The sequence below is a fragment of the Aneurinibacillus sp. Ricciae_BoGa-3 genome (assembly GCF_028421645.1).
In the GTDB taxonomy this organism is placed as follows: Bacteria; Bacillota; Bacilli; order Aneurinibacillales; family Aneurinibacillaceae; genus Aneurinibacillus_B.
This window is the reverse complement of the sequence record NZ_CP116888.1, coordinates 441,488-457,485: the sequence shown is the minus strand read 5'-3', so window position 1 is coordinate 457,485 and position 15,998 is coordinate 441,488. Positions and strand designations below refer to the sequence as shown.

Below are 15,998 nucleotides of genomic sequence, written 5' to 3'. Positions count from 1 at the left end.
TCCTCTCCTTACTTTGTAAACATCATAGCTGTAACAAGAGAAGAACCGAACATAACCACGATGGTAATGAGGGAAACAACTGCCACTATCCGTTTGCGGTTGCGTTTCTTCTTTTTTTCCTGCTTTTTCTCTTTCATTTTATACTCCTTATCTGAATTAATCTTAATCTTCTATTGACAGTAAGTATTCTTTTAAGCGTTCATTGATTTCGACGTGCTTTTCATTGGATGAAAGCTTAAGTTTTGTGAATAAATCCAAGGGTTCACGTTGGAACAAAATGATTTGCATGGTCGCATCCTTAAAAAGGACGTATACCCCGTCACAGAGAAAACTAAGTTTTTTTAAGGTATCTACGATTTCCAAAAAATTTCTTGGACAGGCTTCCCAATACAAGGCTTTTTCTTGTTTGTTCCATTCACGGCACACCTCAATGTGACCCTCGTTAAAAACATAACCGAGCATGTACATTCGTTCTCCTTTCCCGTTGTGTTTTATCCTTTTACTTTATTCACAAGCCTTATCCCCTATCAAAAAATTATAGCTTTATTATTGTTTATAGTCAATATAATGTTATATTTTCAGTCGTGCCGTTAGGTTACAAACCTTATTCATATTTGTTCATACCTTTTACACCCTTCTTTTTATTTTATACCTATCAAAGATGATTTTTGTCGAAACCTATACTTAAATTACATGAAAAATTACACTGTTTTGGTTGATTTTTTCTATACCAGATGATAGCATGGAACCTAGTAAAGTTTAGAGGCTTTGCTACCTACAAAACACATGTCAAGGAGGTTCATCATGGCTACAAGCAAGTCTTCAACAGAAAGTTTATCAAAAGTAGTAGTTGATAGCGGAAAGTTTGCAACCAAAGCGGTTGGTAGAGTTGATGGAGAAAAGAAAACACTCTATTTTGAAACAAAGATGGACAAAACAGAGGAATCAACCACCACTGCAGATAATTGCTATGTTGTCCGTTTTGATGGTCAATCTCACATAATCGGCAGAATTGCCAGTCGTAATGACTTTGAAACAACCAAAGCCAAAGAATTACATAAACTTTCCATTTACACCGCCATTCATCAACTGATTGATGATAACGATAATGTAGACCTTGTTGTGGGTTGTCCGATTTCGGTTTATACGGAAATGGAAATGAGAAAAGAATATCTTGAATTCATTAAGGGTGACGGAACCATTCAACTTACCGTAAATGGTGTTACTAAGACCTTTAAAATTGTAAAAATCAACGCTTTCCCTGAGAGTTCTGGCTATGTTTTTAAACACATGGATGAATTCTTAGGAAACATGATAGCAGTGGTTGATATAGGTGGTCTGAACACGAATTGTTGTCAATATGAAGGTCTCGATATGCTACCAGGTACAGATTTTACGTACAATTTGGGTGCGAACGTATTACGTACGGAACTTAAAAAGACGCTGAACAAAAAATTCGGTGTAAATCTATCAGATAAACAAGTGGAATTGGCAATTAAAGATAGAGAAATTAAAAAAGACCCAGAACGTAGCAAAAAACTGATTAACCAATTCTTAATGGAACACGTTGAAAAACTAATGGAATCCATGAAAGAAAACCAATGGGATGTTGAAAACCTAGATTTCGTTTTCCTTGGTGGTGGCAGTCTCCTTCTTGCGGATGAAATCAAAGCCATCTTCGGAGACGAAGTCATCATCAGTGAAAATGCGGTTTGGGACAATGCTGAAGGTTTTGCTGAAATGATTGACCTATAAGCGAAAATGTTATAGGAGGAAAGCAATGTGGAGAATGCACCCAACAGCCAAGAGACTGTTCAGGAAAACACCAGTAACAAAACAGAACGTCGAACATTCTCTATATCAAAAGAGTTTGAAAGTATCATAGCGGAAATCGATAACATGCCAAATATGTCACGATTTGTGTGTGAAGCAGTCAAGGAAAAATTAGAGCGTACCAAAAATCCAGGAAAAGAAATCGCTCAAGCGTTAGCATCGTACGCTCAACTTCAATCGATTATTTCTCAACCGTTACAGGCATTGCAATCATTTAATATGCAGGGATTGTCGGGAGTGGCAACACCCTCCCCCAACCCATTAGACATGCCTACGGTTGCGCCAACACCCAATTTGGTTGGACAACAACCTCTTCAACAGGCAAATCCATTTCCTACGGAACAACAAAACAACCTAGAACAGGATAGCGTTTCTAATCCTTCAGAAGTTCATAAACAAACGGAAGAACAACCAAACAACGAAGAGAAGACTTATCAGGACAATACCGAATCAAATGAAAAGGAAGAAGATTTTTCCCTCTCCAATCATTTGTTATCGAAAAACGAATCGTCTTCTGTTGAAGAACCCGTTAAGGATTCACCATCCGATACTAAGAGGAATGAAAAAGCAAAAAGTACATCCGAGCAGGATGGCATGGATAAAGAGGAAATTAAGCGTCTTGCAAGACAAAAATACTTTAATAATAACTAATAAGAGAAGACTGGTGGAAAATACGCCAGTCTTCTTTTTGTTCGTTATATCCCCCTATCAATCTGTATAAAATAACAATAATTTATATAGAACAGGATTTTATAAAAATATATCCTACAGGGAGGGTTTTAGTATGGAAATGACAGTGAATGGTGTTTTAAATGAAAAACAACAGAACATTATGCAATGGGCGAAAGAAATGATAAAGCTGTCCGTTAAGGAAAGGGCAGTTAGGAGATATGAGGTTTTTCCGCGCAGAGGTGAGGTCTGGACTTGCAAATTTGGAGAAAATGTAGGAAGCGAGATTAACAACACGCATCCTTGCTTAATTATCCAAAATGATGTGGGAAATGAAAATTCTCCTACCACCATTGTTTTGCCAATTACCCTTCGACCTGACACTCAACCCACTCAAGTAAAGTTGTATCATGGAGACTTTTCTTATGTGGAAAGTCAACTAAAAGGAACCTCGTTAGCTGAACAAATCAAAACAGTTTCCAAGGCTCGTTTGGGGAGAAAAATTGCAGAACTCTCTACGGATGCAATGGAAGTCGTAGAGGATTCTCTTAAAGTCGCTTTAGGATTATCCTAACAAAAAATGAGACCATTTCCTTTTGGAATGGTCTTTTTTGTATAGGTTTAACGAATAAGTTCATTATCCTATCAGCGTATATACATAGGAATGCGGAAACAGCATGATTTTAAACAGCATTGACCCAACAACCGTCATGCAACCTAGCATGAATAGTGATGCTCCTAGTTGCCTTTTTCCACAATGTACAAGTAGTAGGATGAATCCTGCTGACGCTCCAGCTAATCCAAGTATAGCAAAGAAAATAATGAGGCTCATTACTTTTAACACTCCAATCAAAATCTATTCATCCTTCGTATCTATCCGTTCCATTGGGGTGTCACCTTATTTTTCATACACAAATCCTCGTAATCAACAAGAAGACTGATTAGTGGCGCATGATTATCTGCCCATTTTTCCCCATATGTTTGTTCATACCATTCGGTATAGCTCATAAGGCAAAGTAAGGATTATCTATTGCAATTGGATTCATATATGGCATCTGTATTTCCCCTTTGAAATGTACTACGTCCTTATGCCGTTTCTTTTACTTTGTATTTCTTCTTAAAATCTTTAAACTCCATCCAGCCCTTTTCTTCAATTTCAGGAATCGGAGAATCGGCTATCACTGTACCCGCAAAATTCACCATCACCTATTTTTCAACAGTGGAACGTTTTTGTTCATTACTATCGCTATGACGAATCTGGTAATAGTGCTTGTCTGCTTCTATTTCCACTACATGTCCTGGTACAATCTTTGTTTTGCATGGTTTCCCTCCTGATAATCTATGAAATTTCACACCTAATGTTTGACTACTGAATATCTTATGCCCATTCCGATTCTTTCATAAAAAAGGCACAAAAAAAAGACAGTAACACGGTGGTTACTGCCTTTCTTAATATCCTTTTTCTTCTTTATGCTTTTTGTTTTCGTAACAAAAAAGAAAAAAAACAGTTAATGGTATCATCCAAGTTACAAAACCAATAAAAAAGAGCAGTGTATCGTGCATAGGGCTTCTCCATCCTTTCTTGATAGTATTTATATATCCTATGCAAATGTGACGAAATTATGAACGAAGTCAGAAAGCTTTGATATACAATGAAATCTTTCATTCCTTGTCTTTTTTATAAAAGACGAAAAGCAAAACTATAGTATAGGAGCATGAATAAAAAAGGTGATTTTACTTATCTCATTTAGGAGGGGTTTATACAATGCATCATTTAGACTGGTGGCAACAACAGCAACAAAAAAAGGCAGACGCTATGCGTGGAAACGACATCTTTTTGATTAATCAATCCTTACAAAGAGTGCTTCAACAAGTACAACAGCACATTAATCGTGAGGACTATCGAAAAGAAGCTCAAAAGGTTCAACGTTATTTAGTCCAATGTAGCGTTTGGAAAATTGGATACCGAAATAACATGGAAAATGAAAACGTGGCGTTAGAACAAGCGTTGTTTATTCAATTGATTCTATCAAAAGAAGAGATTCCGCATAAAGCTCATTTGCAGAAGGAAGTTGATAGATTCATGAGGCAATTAGGCAATCTAGATTGGGGTATGTATGGGGAATACAACCGAAGGAAACAAAGCATACGATAATTTTCTGTATAAAAAGGAGAATGAACATGGATAAAGAGCAAGCACGAAAAAAAGTGGAAGAATTTATCGCTCAACGTGGATACACATATACCGTGGAAGACCTTATCGAATCCTACCTGAAGTATTATAAACAAGGGTATTATGTTAGTTTCACAACAAAAGAGTGTATCAAGTATTTGGAACAGGAATTCGAGATTTTAACCAATTCATAAGGGAGGAAGGGTCAACATGAATCACGTCACGATTGGTGTATATTCAAATGGCGAATACAAAGTCAATGTGGTTCAAGGGAACCACCTCCAAGACCATATCGAATATAACCAAACCATGCGACCTGGAAGAGCCTTGTTTGTCGATGGCAAGTGTATTCATCAGTGATATTTAAAGAATGAAAAGGTGTTAGAATGGAAAGAAAAAATCAAATCTTTCCGTATTGATTCTTCAATTCCTTCTAAAACATATGTATAACAATCAAGCACTAAAAAGAACTCTGACTTCAAGTACAGAGTTCTTTTTTATTTTACATACGGATATAAATATCCGATGGTTCGATTTTATTTGCATCTATTCGATTGCTCAAGATAAATAATCTCAATGCTTTCAAAATCACATCATCATACGTTTCATTTTTGTCGTAATACACGCCAATTCGATTAAAAAATTCTCTGTAACGGATAAAAACGGATGCGTGATACATGTACTCACCATTTTCTCATTTTAATTCTTGACCACATTCGGTTGCTATAAAATCGTACTGTTTACTAATATAGTTTTTTCCCTTTTCCCACAGTTAATTGCCATGCATCTAAACAATCTGTTTCTAATTCCTGTTTATCAGTGAAGCAATCATTACATTGTCCACGTTTATACGCATCACATTTATGGGAAACAATCTTTTGTAACACCTTTTTAGACACGAATCTCCCGACTGGCTTATTGAATTTTTCGGATGTATAAACAACAATATATTTAGGGTCATTTACCATATCCACAATCGTTTTTGCCACTCCCAATACTCCTTCCTCTTATGTATGGAATGTCTAATTAGTGTGTTGAAGAAGGCTGATGGTCATAAATATCATTAAAGTCCCTCACGGTGATGCAGTTTCCACTTTGTACCCTTTGGCAAGTCCAGTTATGTTTTTTCATGACCTGTCGGATATCATTTACCACTAACGGTATTTTCTCTTCAGGTATGTTCTCAAAATAATATACACCGTGTTTTTCATCACAATCAATTTTCAAGTTATGCGTGTTAAATATCGTAATCATTTCTTCTGTAAATATTTTTTCGCTATACATGGTCGTCACCCTTACTTTTTAAATGGATTTTTTTGAGCGTTTTTGTGTTATCTATAGGTATCTATTCTGGTATTCCTCAAAGATTTTCGCAGGATGCAGTTCGGTTTTGGGGCTGACGTTGTAGGCTTCTTTCCAACATTCGTCCTGGTGGTTCCGTTCAATTAACGTAAAGTCACTGCACCCGTCCATTTGTTCAAATAGCTCGTCAACGAACTTTTGAATCTCTGGTTTCTTTTCGACTTCTTTTACAGCCCTATCAATGGATTCTTGGTTACGAGTGTGTCTATTTTGATAATGTTCGTATACCTCTCGGATGACGACACCTGACTTCCATGCTTCCATTTTTGCCTTATAGAGAAGCGGGGGTACGTCATCGCTTCCTTCAAAAACATACTCCGTTGTAGGTTTACAATGCATCGCTCCATAATAGGCAAACAAGAAATACAAACTTTTATGCAATTTTACAGGAGAAATATCGTGTTTCAGATGAACCAGATACAAGGCGATAGTTTCAATGTCAAACAAATAGTCTTTATTATCCGCTTTATCCTTACTATCCGTAGGGTTCGCTTTAATCGTACACCTGTGAGACTCAAACCCTGTTTATTCATTCTTCTCTCCACTTCCAAAGGGGAATGTGTAAAGATAATATGGAATTGTCCTGCATACTCCACCAGATGCGTTTTAATTTCAGTCGCACAGTAGGAACCTTCTTCTGTTTTATGTTTGAAAATATTTATTTCATAGGTTAGAGGAATCTCTTTTGTTGCTCCTGTAATGTAGGTTTCTTGGTATATATAATTCTCTGCTACATAGGGTGGGATTAATTTTTTAGACAATCTACATCTCTCCATTTTTCAACAAAAGTATCATTCCGTTCATTTATTTCATTCGCTGTCCGTTTAAATCCAACCAAACTACATCCGTCAATTCATATTCCTTTTTCAAGCGTTCTATCCTATCTTCCACTTGAAATGTCAATTGATTGTCTTCATACAAAGACAAAATCTCTTCGTTGTTTTCATCGTACACATAGAAATTGTATTCGGTCATCGGGGTGTTCGGAGGTTGGTTGCTGTTTAGGCAAACTTCAATTCTGATTTTCTCCTTTTGGTCGTTCGCTTCCACGCTTTTTCCCTCTGCCTCTAACACTTTTTTCACACATCGTAAGGATTGACTTACATCACCAGACACATGCAACCAATTGGCGTAACAAGATTCACTATACATGTACCAAGCATCATAGGCTTGTTCTTTGGTGAGAGAGTAGCCCATTTCTTTATATTTATCTTGCAACACAAGGATATCTTCTTGTATATCTGCTTCATTCCACAACCATCTGTTCATGGTTCCATCCACTCCTTATTAAACACATTTATATTATATCACAAATTCATATTTTAGTAAATTATTTTTTACCTAAAATTTATAAAAAAAGAACCCTGGCTTTTTACATACAGGATTCTCTCTTGTTTCATCTATTACGCATACACATAGACATTGATGCGATGTTTGCCTTTTTTCATTTTCCATGAACATTTTGTATCGTCCAGCATAATTCCAACAAGATTGGCGACTTCTTCAAAATCATCTCCATAATTTGATGCTTTGAAACTGATAACCACCACATTTTGTCTTGATTGCCCCAGAAAGACTTGGTCAAGCTCCGTTAATGCTTTTCCTACATATCCGAGTAAAGACATCTTAATCTCCCCTTGTTCATTACTTTACCTTGTGTTCCCATCTAAATTGCTCCGTTAAAGCAATGACTGGCAGTGTAGATTCCGTAAGTTTTTTGAAATCTAAACATTCTTTTGGTGTTATCTGCTGTGTATCGCCTACGATAAGCACATGCTGATGTTCAACCTTTTGCAGAACTTCGTAAACCATTTCACTCCCCATCATCTGTGACTCAAAGAGAATCAGAAAGTCGCCTTCCAGGTTTGAGTCGTTCGTCAATACTTGAACAGGAAAGCTTAAGCGATGGGTCAAATGATGTTTGCTTTTACCTGTCGCTGTTAGGAAATCAACTTTAACCTTATCATTGACAAGACCTAAAAACTTTATGATGGCTTTCACTGTTTGTGTCACACCTGTCCCTGCAAACCCTGAAAGAAGGGTGACTCGATTTTTTAAAAGAGTCGAATGAACTGCTTTGGATTATTCTGGATTCAGATGTAATACATGTTGATTGTAAAAAGAGAGAAACCCTTCCACTTGTTGTGGAGTAATCTTGGGTTCTGCCTCCTACTGATTAAGCTCATGCAATCGGTCAAAAATTAATTCTTGGATTCCCTTCTTGTTCACAATTGGTTGGTTGGTGAATGGATAAGGCTCCCAATTAGGATAGGACACCTGGTTTGTAGTGACGATACCTATATGTGCATGTGCATCATTTAACGGATTACTTGCTACGAGTTTCCGAAGCTCTTGGGAATCCACATGAGTATAGATTTGCGTAGTAGAGATACTTTTATGCCCCAACATATATTGTCACCAGTCGTTGTACCATCCGTTTATTTAAGCGTGTCCCTTTTTGAGATAGGAATAAGGCATCTTCCTCTTTGATGTTTTGAACCAAACTTTTTTCGTTTTTTAAATAGTCTTTCAAAACGGTAAGACATACTTGATTCAAATAAATCGTTCGCTCTTTATTCCCCTTCCCGATGACCGATAAAACATCTCCCTGGATAGAGGAAAGGTTGATACTGCACAGTTCCGATACACGAAGACCACAATTGAGCAAAAACATTAACAGGCATGTATTTCGACCTTCACCGCCTTGTCACCATGTTTGAACAACGGCTTATCCTCGTTTTTATCTTATTTTTTTTCAATCGAGACTTTATACGTATTTACATCAAGGTCATTTACGACAAATTGAAAGTTGGTGTGGGGAAGTTTAATAAGCGTTCCCTTTCCAATAGAATAATAGAGTTGCTGTTTTCCATCCATTTTTGAGTTTTCATTTATCACAAGCGAATCATAAACCCGTCCACCATATACATACGTTTGCTGATTGTCATGATACAGTACATCCCCTACCTCATAGCCTTTAGCATCAGATGTAGCCCTTGTATTTCCACACGCTGTAAGCATGGTTACTGTTCCTACTATTACAATCGAGGATATTATCGCGCTTAGTTTAGTAGATAAATTCATTGGTAGTTTCCTTCCCTTGTCCTGTTTATTATTTTAATCGTTCAAGTACCACGGAGTCTTCATCAGGCTGAACTGAAATCATTTTTACTTGGTCTTTCTCTTTTAGCAATTCCTCTCTTACTTTTTCCAGTAAAAAACCCAATCGATTTTTGCCTTTAAAGTTTCTTCCAGTACCCCAATAAGAATCATAAGGTGATGTTTCCCGTAATCTGTATCCCTTTGTGTCGAGTAACTTTTTCAGCAAGTTCGGATGTTGCTTGAATTTCTGTCGCAAACCTTCCAACATAACCGCTTCTTTTACCTGCTCCCAATCCATGCGTAATCTCTCGCTGTTTCTGCAGGGGTAGGAAGATTAATAATATAACGTTCTTCTGGATTCCCAATAAATTTCTGACTTTGAAAGAAATGCTCATTGGTTGGGTACGTAACACCCTGAATCGCCATTGGAGCGTTGTAAAAATTACTTAAAAATCCGTATGTACCTTTTGGTGTCCAAAAATCAATCGTTTCCATCTGTTTCTCTCTCCTTTTTATCCACTTCAACTAACACTTCATAATCCTCTGTTTCTAATGAAACCACGATACCAAAACAGGTCATCCCTTTTTCATACCAGGTTGGGTAGGCAATCACTTCTTGTAAGTCATCCATTCTATCGTGTACTTTCAGAATAGAGCCTGCTGGATACCCTTCCCCAACATAGATAGTGGTTAGAATCAAATCACCAATCTGCGCCATACGGTTCTCAATTCGATACGCTTTATTATTAAGGGTTATCATTTGCGATGTTCCCCCCGCTCCTAATTATGACTCAGTATTTCGCAAAGTAAACCTTAGGCTAATTATAATATTTTGATTGTTTATAGTCAATAAATGTACTATTTTTACCTAAACTATTTAAAATAACGCAACAAAAAACTGAGGCATTACGCCTCAGTTCTCTAATTGTTATTAATTTGTTTTCATACCTAATTGTTGTGCTAACCATGAACTTTGACTGTTGTACTGCGACATGGCTTTCTCCATTGCGGCAAAGCGATTATAATAACTGTTTTCCAAATCATTTAAACGTTTGTTTTCATCATACATATTGGTATCCAACTGCTTCATTTGTTTATCTAAGAAACTTTTCATACCAAGTCCTCCTACGTCTCCTGCTTCATTGCTGATTTGAGTCATTGCCTGATTCAATCTGGTGTATATTCGTTTAGCGATACCTGTATCTGAATTGCCTGTACCGTCTTTGGTGAACAGGTTCATTACAGCATCAGGATTGGTTTGCAAGGCTGTCTTCAACTTTGATTCATCAATGTACAACTTACCATTATCTCTCCATGAATTAGCATTATAGGAGCCGTTTTCAACGGATATTCCGATTTCAGCCAATTGCTTAAATCCTGAAGCACCAGAAACAGGATTGGCTAAATCCATACGCATACCTGAAAGCACACCACTAAGCAATGAATCCCCACTTAACATGCCACTTTTGGCTTTGCTCTCCCATTGCTGGATTTCGGTATCCTTCATCTGGCTTTTTTGGTCATCTGTCAATGGAGCGTAGTTACGGTCGTGTGTCTCATTAATTTTTGCGTTCACCTTGTCGATGGTATCGTTATAGGCGTTAACAAAATCCTTGATTTTTCCCATAATGGCATCGGTATCTTGTTCAACCGTGACATTTACCGTCGTATTGGGTGCGGCACTCTTTAAATTAAATTGGGTGTCATTGAACGTAAATTGATTGGAATCAAAGGCATAGGAAGTGTTGTTAATCAGTACATTAGCCGATTGCCCTTGATTTCTCACTGTTGACATGCCCAAATCATTCGTCACAAAACTTGCGGCAGGAGTACCTGCTGTTTGCGTTAAGTCAACCAACGCATTGTTACCTGTGATGGTACTGGCAAAGCTAAGTTTACCCTGCACAGAATCAAAAGAAGCGGTCACTTTTGTATTACTTGATACAGAATTAACAGCTTGTACAAAATCATTGACCGTTGCTCCTGCTTTAACGGTAATCGTTTGTCCGTTAATTGCCATTGAAACATCAGTACCTTGCGTATTTAATGTATCTGTACCTTTTAATGCCGTTCCACCTGCCAATGCACCGCTTTGCAGGCTCGCTCCTGTTGCAAGATTTTGTACACTGACCGCATAGGTCGTTCGTTGAGAATTAATAGAAGCCGTAGCAGATACGATACTATCATCACCAGAAGTTGCTTTATTGGTAAGAAAAGTTCCCTGTAAACGCATGCTTGACATCGTGTTAAAAAATGTATGCAACTGAGCATTCATCGCACGGTAATCATCCTGCTTCCATTGTAACGACTGCTTTTGCTGTTGCATCTTCACATAAGACGCACGCTCTCCAGTCATAATATTTTTCACTAACGTATCTGTATCCATTCCTGATGCTAATCCGCTAATCCTGTTCATATTGATGCTCATTTTACTTCATCCTCTCCATGTTTTTACTTTTCAAATGTTATTTCCTAATCCTAATGTGATAGTGAACGACCATCCCCTTATGCAATTTAAAATCCTTTTATTTTACACAGTTCGTTCCTAAATGATAAAAGACGAATGACAAAGCATTCGTCCGTATGCTGGATTACGAAAAGTTTACGTGTTGCTCAATCTGTTGGATGGTTTCATCCCGTAATTCTTGCGTGCTCAAAATCAACTGGATAGCTCTTAATTGATTAAGAGACAATGTCTTGAAATTTACATCAGCCAACTCGTTTACTAGTTTTGCTCGTTCCACCTCATTACGGATTTCATCCGTTACAGGATTCAAAACACAGCGTGGTGTCCAGGAATTCGATTTCCCCATTTCATATCCATTGCTATCAAAGCGCATATGACCAACATCCATTCTTCTCGTCGGCGTAATCTTTTTGATGGTATCTATTACAGTGCGACCACCCGAAAAACTCCCTATTTGATAACTCACTTCATCGCCTACTTGCAAGTCTTCTAACCAAGCTTTACGTTCTTCATTTGTCATGTAAACTTCCTCCTCAAACTATTCTCTATGAGAATGCCTGTTTTATATAAATTTCTACATTCTATTCATCTATGCGATATCTTATAAATTAATTTGTAATTTTTATTTTACGTTTTTATTATACTAATATAGTTTATATATCTTTATTGTAACTTATAATTATCGCTATTGTAAAGTTTTTGAAGAGGAGATAAACAAATGACAACCACATTAGTTCTGCAGTTAATTGGGGTTGTGCTCATAAATGCATTGAGTAACACCACTGGAACATTAAAAACGATATTTAGTACAAAACGATTCATTAAACCCTTATATGTAGTAACGTTTCTTGATACCATCATATTTGCTACCGCAATGAAACTTCTTTCCAACGGAAATGGCATGTATTTCATCATAGCTTTTGCTATGGGAAAAGTTATTGGAGCTTATGTTGCGGATATCATTGAAACAAAAATGGCATTGGGTATTTTGGAAGTGGATATTTTCATTAATAACAAACAGAAAATGAAGTGCATTGCGGATACCATCCGAGAAAAAGGATACGCAGCAAACACCTCTATCTCTTATGGTAAAGAAGGAGTTAAACGCTATCGAATTGAAGTAACGCTGTTACGTAAGGAAGTTCCTGTGTTGGAACAACTGTTAAGGGAATACGAATATGAGAATCCTACCCTTTCCATCAAAGAGATATCCAAAGTGACAGGTAAAATCACGTTGAGTTCACATCAAGCGTCCTAAAAACGGTGAAAATACATAGAGGCATTGATTGAACTGTTACCTTTGATGTGTTAAACTATTCGTGTTGTTAAGAAAACATTTCTTGGCATCTTTGTAGCGTAGTTATTGACCTCTAAAAAAGACCCCCATACTGCTCCTATAGGGGGTCTTTTTCATGTTCCAAATGATAACACAGCCAGTTCTCCTTAAATCCACGACTCTCTATCACATTTCGCAACCGTGGATAAGTGATTTCATCGAAAATATTGTTCTCGTTATTGGTAATCAGCAGACACTCTCGTTTGCCTCCATCTTCTTCATTTAACTCCATTACCGCTTGTCCCAATGTACCTGAACCCGCAAAGAAGTCCATAATTTTAGCGTTCTTATTGGGATGTAAGGATAGGATTTTCTTCTCTAATTGAACAGGCTTGGGGTACAAAAACTTACCTTTTAGGGGTATCCACTTTTCCAACTCCGTTTTGCCATCTCCCACATATCCGTACTCTTTTCCTGTCCATAAATTAATCTCGACTTGACCGTTACTCTCTGCTAAAAAAATTTTCTTTCTTGGTTGGGCAGTTCCATCCTTTCCCCACCAAATACGGTTATCATAAGCTAGTTTTACAAAAGTTTCTGGTGTAACATTCCAGGGTTTTTCCCACTCCACTCCGCATGGCGAAGTTACTTTATATGATTTTTGGTTTTTATCTTTATATAGTTGACTTGTTCTCCAAGCCCCACGCTTATCATTGTCATGATTTTTATACGTTTTATTCACGTACTCTTGGTTTAGAGCGGTTCTTGCAAACTGTATGTTCTTTTGATTTTTCGCATAAATGAGGATATATTCCGTCAGAGAACTTATGGTTTTCTTATCATTGGCTCGTCCATATTTATTCTGCCATGTAATGTCGGAGACAAAATTACTTTCACCGAAGATATCATTCATCAGGAGCTGAAGATAGGGATGCATCTTTTCATCAATGTGAACCGCTATAAAACCATCTTGCTTTAAAAGGTCTTTGGCAATAACCAACCGATGATACATAAAATTTATCCACTCACTGTATTTGAATTGGTTCTTTTTATTTGAGGAAAAATTATCGGTATAACGTAAATCGTTGTTGCGTGTAAAGTAAGGAGGGACAAAGCAAATGACATCTAAAGAATCGTAGATATGTTTCTTTAATAAGGTCAACGCATAGAGATTTTCTCCTTCAATTAATGTATGCGTAGGTTGCCCTTGTGCTTTTAATATGTGGTGTTCATGATTGTGACGTAAGGTAATATTTTGAGGAATAAACTCCTCTCTTTTTTCCCATACCAACCCATATGGTTTATTTTCTAACTCGTTAATGTGAGCAATGAGTTCTTCTTTTGATAAAGTATGATAATCCATGCTATCCACCGTCTTTCCGAAAAATTTTTATATTATAGGTGGATGGCAATAGCCTTTATAAAGAAAATCGGGTCGATGCGTTCCTATGAATAAAGTCTAGTCAGACGCTATTGAACCGTTGATATGTTGTTTATAGTCTATACGTTTCCTACATTTTTTTGTAAGGAGCGTGAGACATATTGAACAATCTTCAGCACGAAAAGAAACCGCTCAATAAAAATACACCTCATATAGAGGTGCATTAAGTGGTTCATAAAGAAAGCAATCGACAAAAATCCATTCGTGGGCATTCATTAAATCGAAAGGTTGGGGATTTACTGAAGTCGTTACAAGCTAATCACATTATTTTATCCTTCAAACCTGAACCTCGTTATGCCATTGATGGATACACCTATCAGCAATTTAGCCCCGATTTTGAACTGCATCTTCCAAACGGTATCTATCTGATTATCGATAACACAAACACCATCCGTCATGACAGATTAAAACAAAAACAATGGGATGCTTACGGTGTAAAACAGAGTTTAAAAGCGAAAAACCGCCCTTGTCGCTATATTGTCCTAGTTCCAGACAAAGACATCATCGGAACCGACAATTCAAGAGAGAAGGAAATCGTGAATGTGGAGAGAGAAAAGGAGAAAATCAGTGGAGACGCTTATCTTTCGATAATAGATGATATCATCTATTTTTCAGAACTAGAGATGTATATCCAACAGCTATCCTCAATAGTACTGCCCACCCTTGAAGAAACTCCCTGCAGAGAAACACAAAGAAATCCAATTTTGCTATAACAAATAGCCATATTCTATTTACTTTGAGATTACTTCAAGTAATAGCAGAGATACGCCAAGCTATATTCACACTTCTTGGGTATTAGAAAAAATTTCAAGCTATCCAGGCATTTCTTCTCTATTTTTTCTTCTCTTTTTTGTAAATAACTCGATACTGGATGTATCGAAAGGGTAGTATCGTTATCAGGAACAAAAACGATAACAAAATCATCGAACTACCTACAATTGAGGAAAATTGCAGGCACAATAATCCAATCAAACCGAATAAGCAGGAAAGGTTTCGCCAAAACAACGATTTGACCAACAGAGAATAGCCTTTAAAGGTTGTAGGGATAGGGGCTACACCACTGAATAACGGGTCTTGTGTAAATCCACCTTTATATTGTTCGAATCCTTCCAGCGTTGCTTGAAAAACGAATGAACCTTTCATCCATCTTTGTCTTTTTTCTATCGTCATATTTCATTACTCCTCTCTATCTATTTTTTTGTTTGATTATATGCAATCATTCATGGCATCAAAAAAGGAATGACCGCAGTCATCCCTTTACAACGTTTTACGATTATCAGATGTAGATACATTAAGAAGCTTCGAACCCACTGCAAGTACCTCTGCCTACTTCCCAACCAATACGACAATAAGCACCGTTTATTTTATCTATTGATGTCTCGCCCCCTTTATAAGATGCTAATCTTTTGCATGCGACACCATTTTGAATACAACCGTTGAAGCATTCATATTCCCACACAATATCAAAATGCTTCATAACCTCTTCTCTTGTCATACACATTTTTTTATAATGAAGGTAGAACTCATACTTCTTTTCTTTATGGTCATAGGAAAAGCTGGTCTCTTGTCCAACTTTAATTTTGTACTCTTCTTTAAAATCGTCTCTATCTGTATACACAGGCATAATTTCAGCAATTTCTTTTTTACATATACCTCGGATTACCGTGTTCACTTT

General features: G+C 37.0%; 26 protein-coding genes and 1 pseudogene. 8 read left to right on the top strand and 19 right to left on the bottom strand.

Features of this window, described 5'->3' with window-relative positions; all coding sequences use genetic code 11:
* Positions 1-8 precede the first annotated feature (8 nt).
* Together PP175_RS27965 and PP175_RS27960 are read right to left on the bottom strand one after the other, a co-directional pair.
* Complete coding sequence (locus PP175_RS27965) at positions 9-137, bottom strand: hypothetical protein (RefSeq protein ID WP_272443490.1); 129 nt, start codon at positions 135-137, stop codon at positions 9-11.
* A 25-nt stretch (positions 138-162) separates the two neighbouring features.
* Positions 163-462, bottom strand: coding sequence for a hypothetical protein (locus PP175_RS27960; RefSeq protein ID WP_272443489.1), 300 nt, complete (start codon positions 460-462; stop codon positions 163-165).
* A 342-nt stretch (positions 463-804) separates the two neighbouring features.
* On the opposite strand from PP175_RS27960, the gene PP175_RS27955 reads away from it, so the two are divergent.
* The 6 genes from PP175_RS27955 (at position 805) to PP175_RS27930 (ending at position 5,035) form a co-directional block, all read left to right on the top strand.
* Positions 805-1,755, top strand: a complete 951-nt coding sequence (locus PP175_RS27955) for a ParM/StbA family protein (RefSeq protein WP_272443488.1) — start codon at positions 805-807, stop codon at positions 1,753-1,755.
* Between the two features lie 27 nt (positions 1,756-1,782).
* On the top strand, positions 1,783-2,484 hold the full coding sequence (locus PP175_RS27950; protein ID WP_272443487.1) for a hypothetical protein: 702 nt from the start codon (positions 1,783-1,785) through the stop codon (positions 2,482-2,484).
* Positions 2,485-2,617: 133 nt separating this feature from the next.
* The gene (locus tag PP175_RS27945) at positions 2,618-3,076 is read left to right on the top strand and encodes a type II toxin-antitoxin system PemK/MazF family toxin (RefSeq protein ID WP_272443486.1); all 459 of its coding nucleotides are present in this window, start codon (positions 2,618-2,620) and stop codon (positions 3,074-3,076) included.
* Between the two features lie 1,191 nt (positions 3,077-4,267).
* The gene (locus PP175_RS27940; RefSeq protein ID WP_272443484.1) at positions 4,268-4,657 is read left to right on the top strand and encodes a hypothetical protein; all 390 of its coding nucleotides are present in this window, start codon (positions 4,268-4,270) and stop codon (positions 4,655-4,657) included.
* 26 nt (positions 4,658-4,683) lie between these two features.
* Positions 4,684-4,869 (top strand): hypothetical protein, encoded by a 186-nt coding sequence (locus tag PP175_RS27935; RefSeq protein WP_272443483.1) that lies wholly within the window; start codon positions 4,684-4,686, stop codon positions 4,867-4,869.
* Between the two features lie 16 nt (positions 4,870-4,885).
* Complete coding sequence (locus PP175_RS27930; RefSeq protein WP_272443482.1) at positions 4,886-5,035, top strand: hypothetical protein; 150 nt, start codon at positions 4,886-4,888, stop codon at positions 5,033-5,035.
* A 383-nt stretch (positions 5,036-5,418) separates the two neighbouring features.
* Here the strand turns inward: PP175_RS27930 and PP175_RS27925 are convergent, their stop codons facing one another.
* The 14 genes and pseudogenes from PP175_RS27925 to PP175_RS27865 form a co-directional block, all read right to left on the bottom strand.
* Positions 5,419-5,664, bottom strand: a complete 246-nt coding sequence (locus PP175_RS27925) for a hypothetical protein (RefSeq protein WP_272443481.1) — start codon at positions 5,662-5,664, stop codon at positions 5,419-5,421.
* Positions 5,665-5,701: 37 nt separating this feature from the next.
* The gene (locus PP175_RS27920; RefSeq protein ID WP_272443480.1) at positions 5,702-5,959 is read right to left on the bottom strand and encodes a hypothetical protein; all 258 of its coding nucleotides are present in this window, start codon (positions 5,957-5,959) and stop codon (positions 5,702-5,704) included.
* 51 nt (positions 5,960-6,010) lie between these two features.
* Complete coding sequence (locus PP175_RS27915; protein WP_272443479.1) at positions 6,011-6,376, bottom strand: hypothetical protein; 366 nt, start codon at positions 6,374-6,376, stop codon at positions 6,011-6,013.
* Between the two features lie 65 nt (positions 6,377-6,441).
* Positions 6,442-6,798: a hypothetical protein gene (locus PP175_RS27910; protein ID WP_272443478.1), complete on the bottom strand. Its 357-nt coding sequence runs from the start codon at positions 6,796-6,798 to the stop codon at positions 6,442-6,444.
* Between the two features lie 43 nt (positions 6,799-6,841).
* A complete protein-coding gene (locus PP175_RS27905) occupies positions 6,842-7,306 on the bottom strand; it encodes a hypothetical protein (RefSeq protein WP_272443477.1) in 465 nt (154 codons plus the stop codon).
* 134 nt (positions 7,307-7,440) lie between these two features.
* On the bottom strand, positions 7,441-7,662 hold the full coding sequence (locus PP175_RS27900) for a hypothetical protein (RefSeq protein WP_272443476.1): 222 nt from the start codon (positions 7,660-7,662) through the stop codon (positions 7,441-7,443).
* Positions 7,663-7,681: 19 nt separating this feature from the next.
* Positions 7,682-8,104, bottom strand: a pseudogene (locus PP175_RS27895) (AAA family ATPase); the annotation flags it as partial.
* Between the two features lie 328 nt (positions 8,105-8,432).
* Positions 8,433-8,717 carry a tyrosine-type recombinase/integrase gene (locus tag PP175_RS30180; protein ID WP_442870504.1) on the bottom strand — a complete coding sequence of 95 codons (285 nt, stop codon included), beginning with the start codon at positions 8,715-8,717 and terminating at the stop codon, positions 8,433-8,435.
* A gap of 65 nt (positions 8,718-8,782) precedes the next feature.
* Entirely contained in the window at positions 8,783-9,121 is a 339-nt protein-coding gene (locus tag PP175_RS27890; protein ID WP_272443475.1) for a hypothetical protein, read from the bottom strand.
* 28 nt (positions 9,122-9,149) lie between these two features.
* Positions 9,150-9,437 carry an NADAR family protein gene (locus PP175_RS27885; RefSeq protein ID WP_272443474.1) on the bottom strand — a complete coding sequence of 96 codons (288 nt, stop codon included), beginning with the start codon at positions 9,435-9,437 and terminating at the stop codon, positions 9,150-9,152.
* A complete protein-coding gene (locus PP175_RS27880; protein ID WP_272443473.1) occupies positions 9,419-9,634 on the bottom strand; it encodes an NADAR family protein in 216 nt (71 codons plus the stop codon). Before PP175_RS27880 ends, PP175_RS27885 begins: the two co-directional genes overlap by 19 nt.
* A complete protein-coding gene (locus PP175_RS27875; protein WP_272443472.1) occupies positions 9,621-9,899 on the bottom strand; it encodes a hypothetical protein in 279 nt (92 codons plus the stop codon). Before PP175_RS27875 ends, PP175_RS27880 begins: the two co-directional genes overlap by 14 nt.
* A 171-nt stretch (positions 9,900-10,070) precedes the next feature.
* Complete coding sequence (gene fliD, locus PP175_RS27870; RefSeq protein ID WP_272443471.1) at positions 10,071-11,567, bottom strand: flagellar filament capping protein FliD; 1,497 nt, start codon at positions 11,565-11,567, stop codon at positions 10,071-10,073.
* A gap of 163 nt (positions 11,568-11,730) precedes the next feature.
* Positions 11,731-12,126, bottom strand: a complete 396-nt coding sequence (locus PP175_RS27865) for a hypothetical protein (protein ID WP_272443470.1) — start codon at positions 12,124-12,126, stop codon at positions 11,731-11,733.
* Positions 12,127-12,324: 198 nt separating this feature from the next.
* Between PP175_RS27865 and PP175_RS27860 the strand changes: the two genes are divergently transcribed.
* Positions 12,325-12,864, top strand: coding sequence for a hypothetical protein (locus PP175_RS27860; RefSeq protein ID WP_272443469.1), 540 nt, complete (start codon positions 12,325-12,327; stop codon positions 12,862-12,864).
* Positions 12,865-13,000: 136 nt separating this feature from the next.
* Here the strand turns inward: PP175_RS27860 and PP175_RS27855 are convergent, their stop codons facing one another.
* Positions 13,001-14,245, bottom strand: coding sequence for a site-specific DNA-methyltransferase (locus tag PP175_RS27855; protein ID WP_272443468.1), 1,245 nt, complete (start codon positions 14,243-14,245; stop codon positions 13,001-13,003).
* A 245-nt stretch (positions 14,246-14,490) separates the two neighbouring features.
* Between PP175_RS27855 and PP175_RS27850 the strand changes: the two genes are divergently transcribed.
* The gene (locus tag PP175_RS27850) at positions 14,491-15,036 is read left to right on the top strand and encodes a hypothetical protein (protein WP_272443467.1); all 546 of its coding nucleotides are present in this window, start codon (positions 14,491-14,493) and stop codon (positions 15,034-15,036) included.
* Between the two features lie 118 nt (positions 15,037-15,154).
* Here PP175_RS27850 and PP175_RS27845 read toward each other — a convergent pair whose 3' ends face one another.
* Positions 15,155-15,493 (bottom strand): hypothetical protein, encoded by a 339-nt coding sequence (locus PP175_RS27845; RefSeq protein WP_272443466.1) that lies wholly within the window; start codon positions 15,491-15,493, stop codon positions 15,155-15,157.
* A 121-nt stretch (positions 15,494-15,614) separates the two neighbouring features.
* Positions 15,615-15,995 carry a hypothetical protein gene (locus PP175_RS27840; protein WP_272443465.1) on the bottom strand — a complete coding sequence of 127 codons (381 nt, stop codon included), beginning with the start codon at positions 15,993-15,995 and terminating at the stop codon, positions 15,615-15,617.
* Positions 15,996-15,998: the final 3 nt, after the last annotated feature.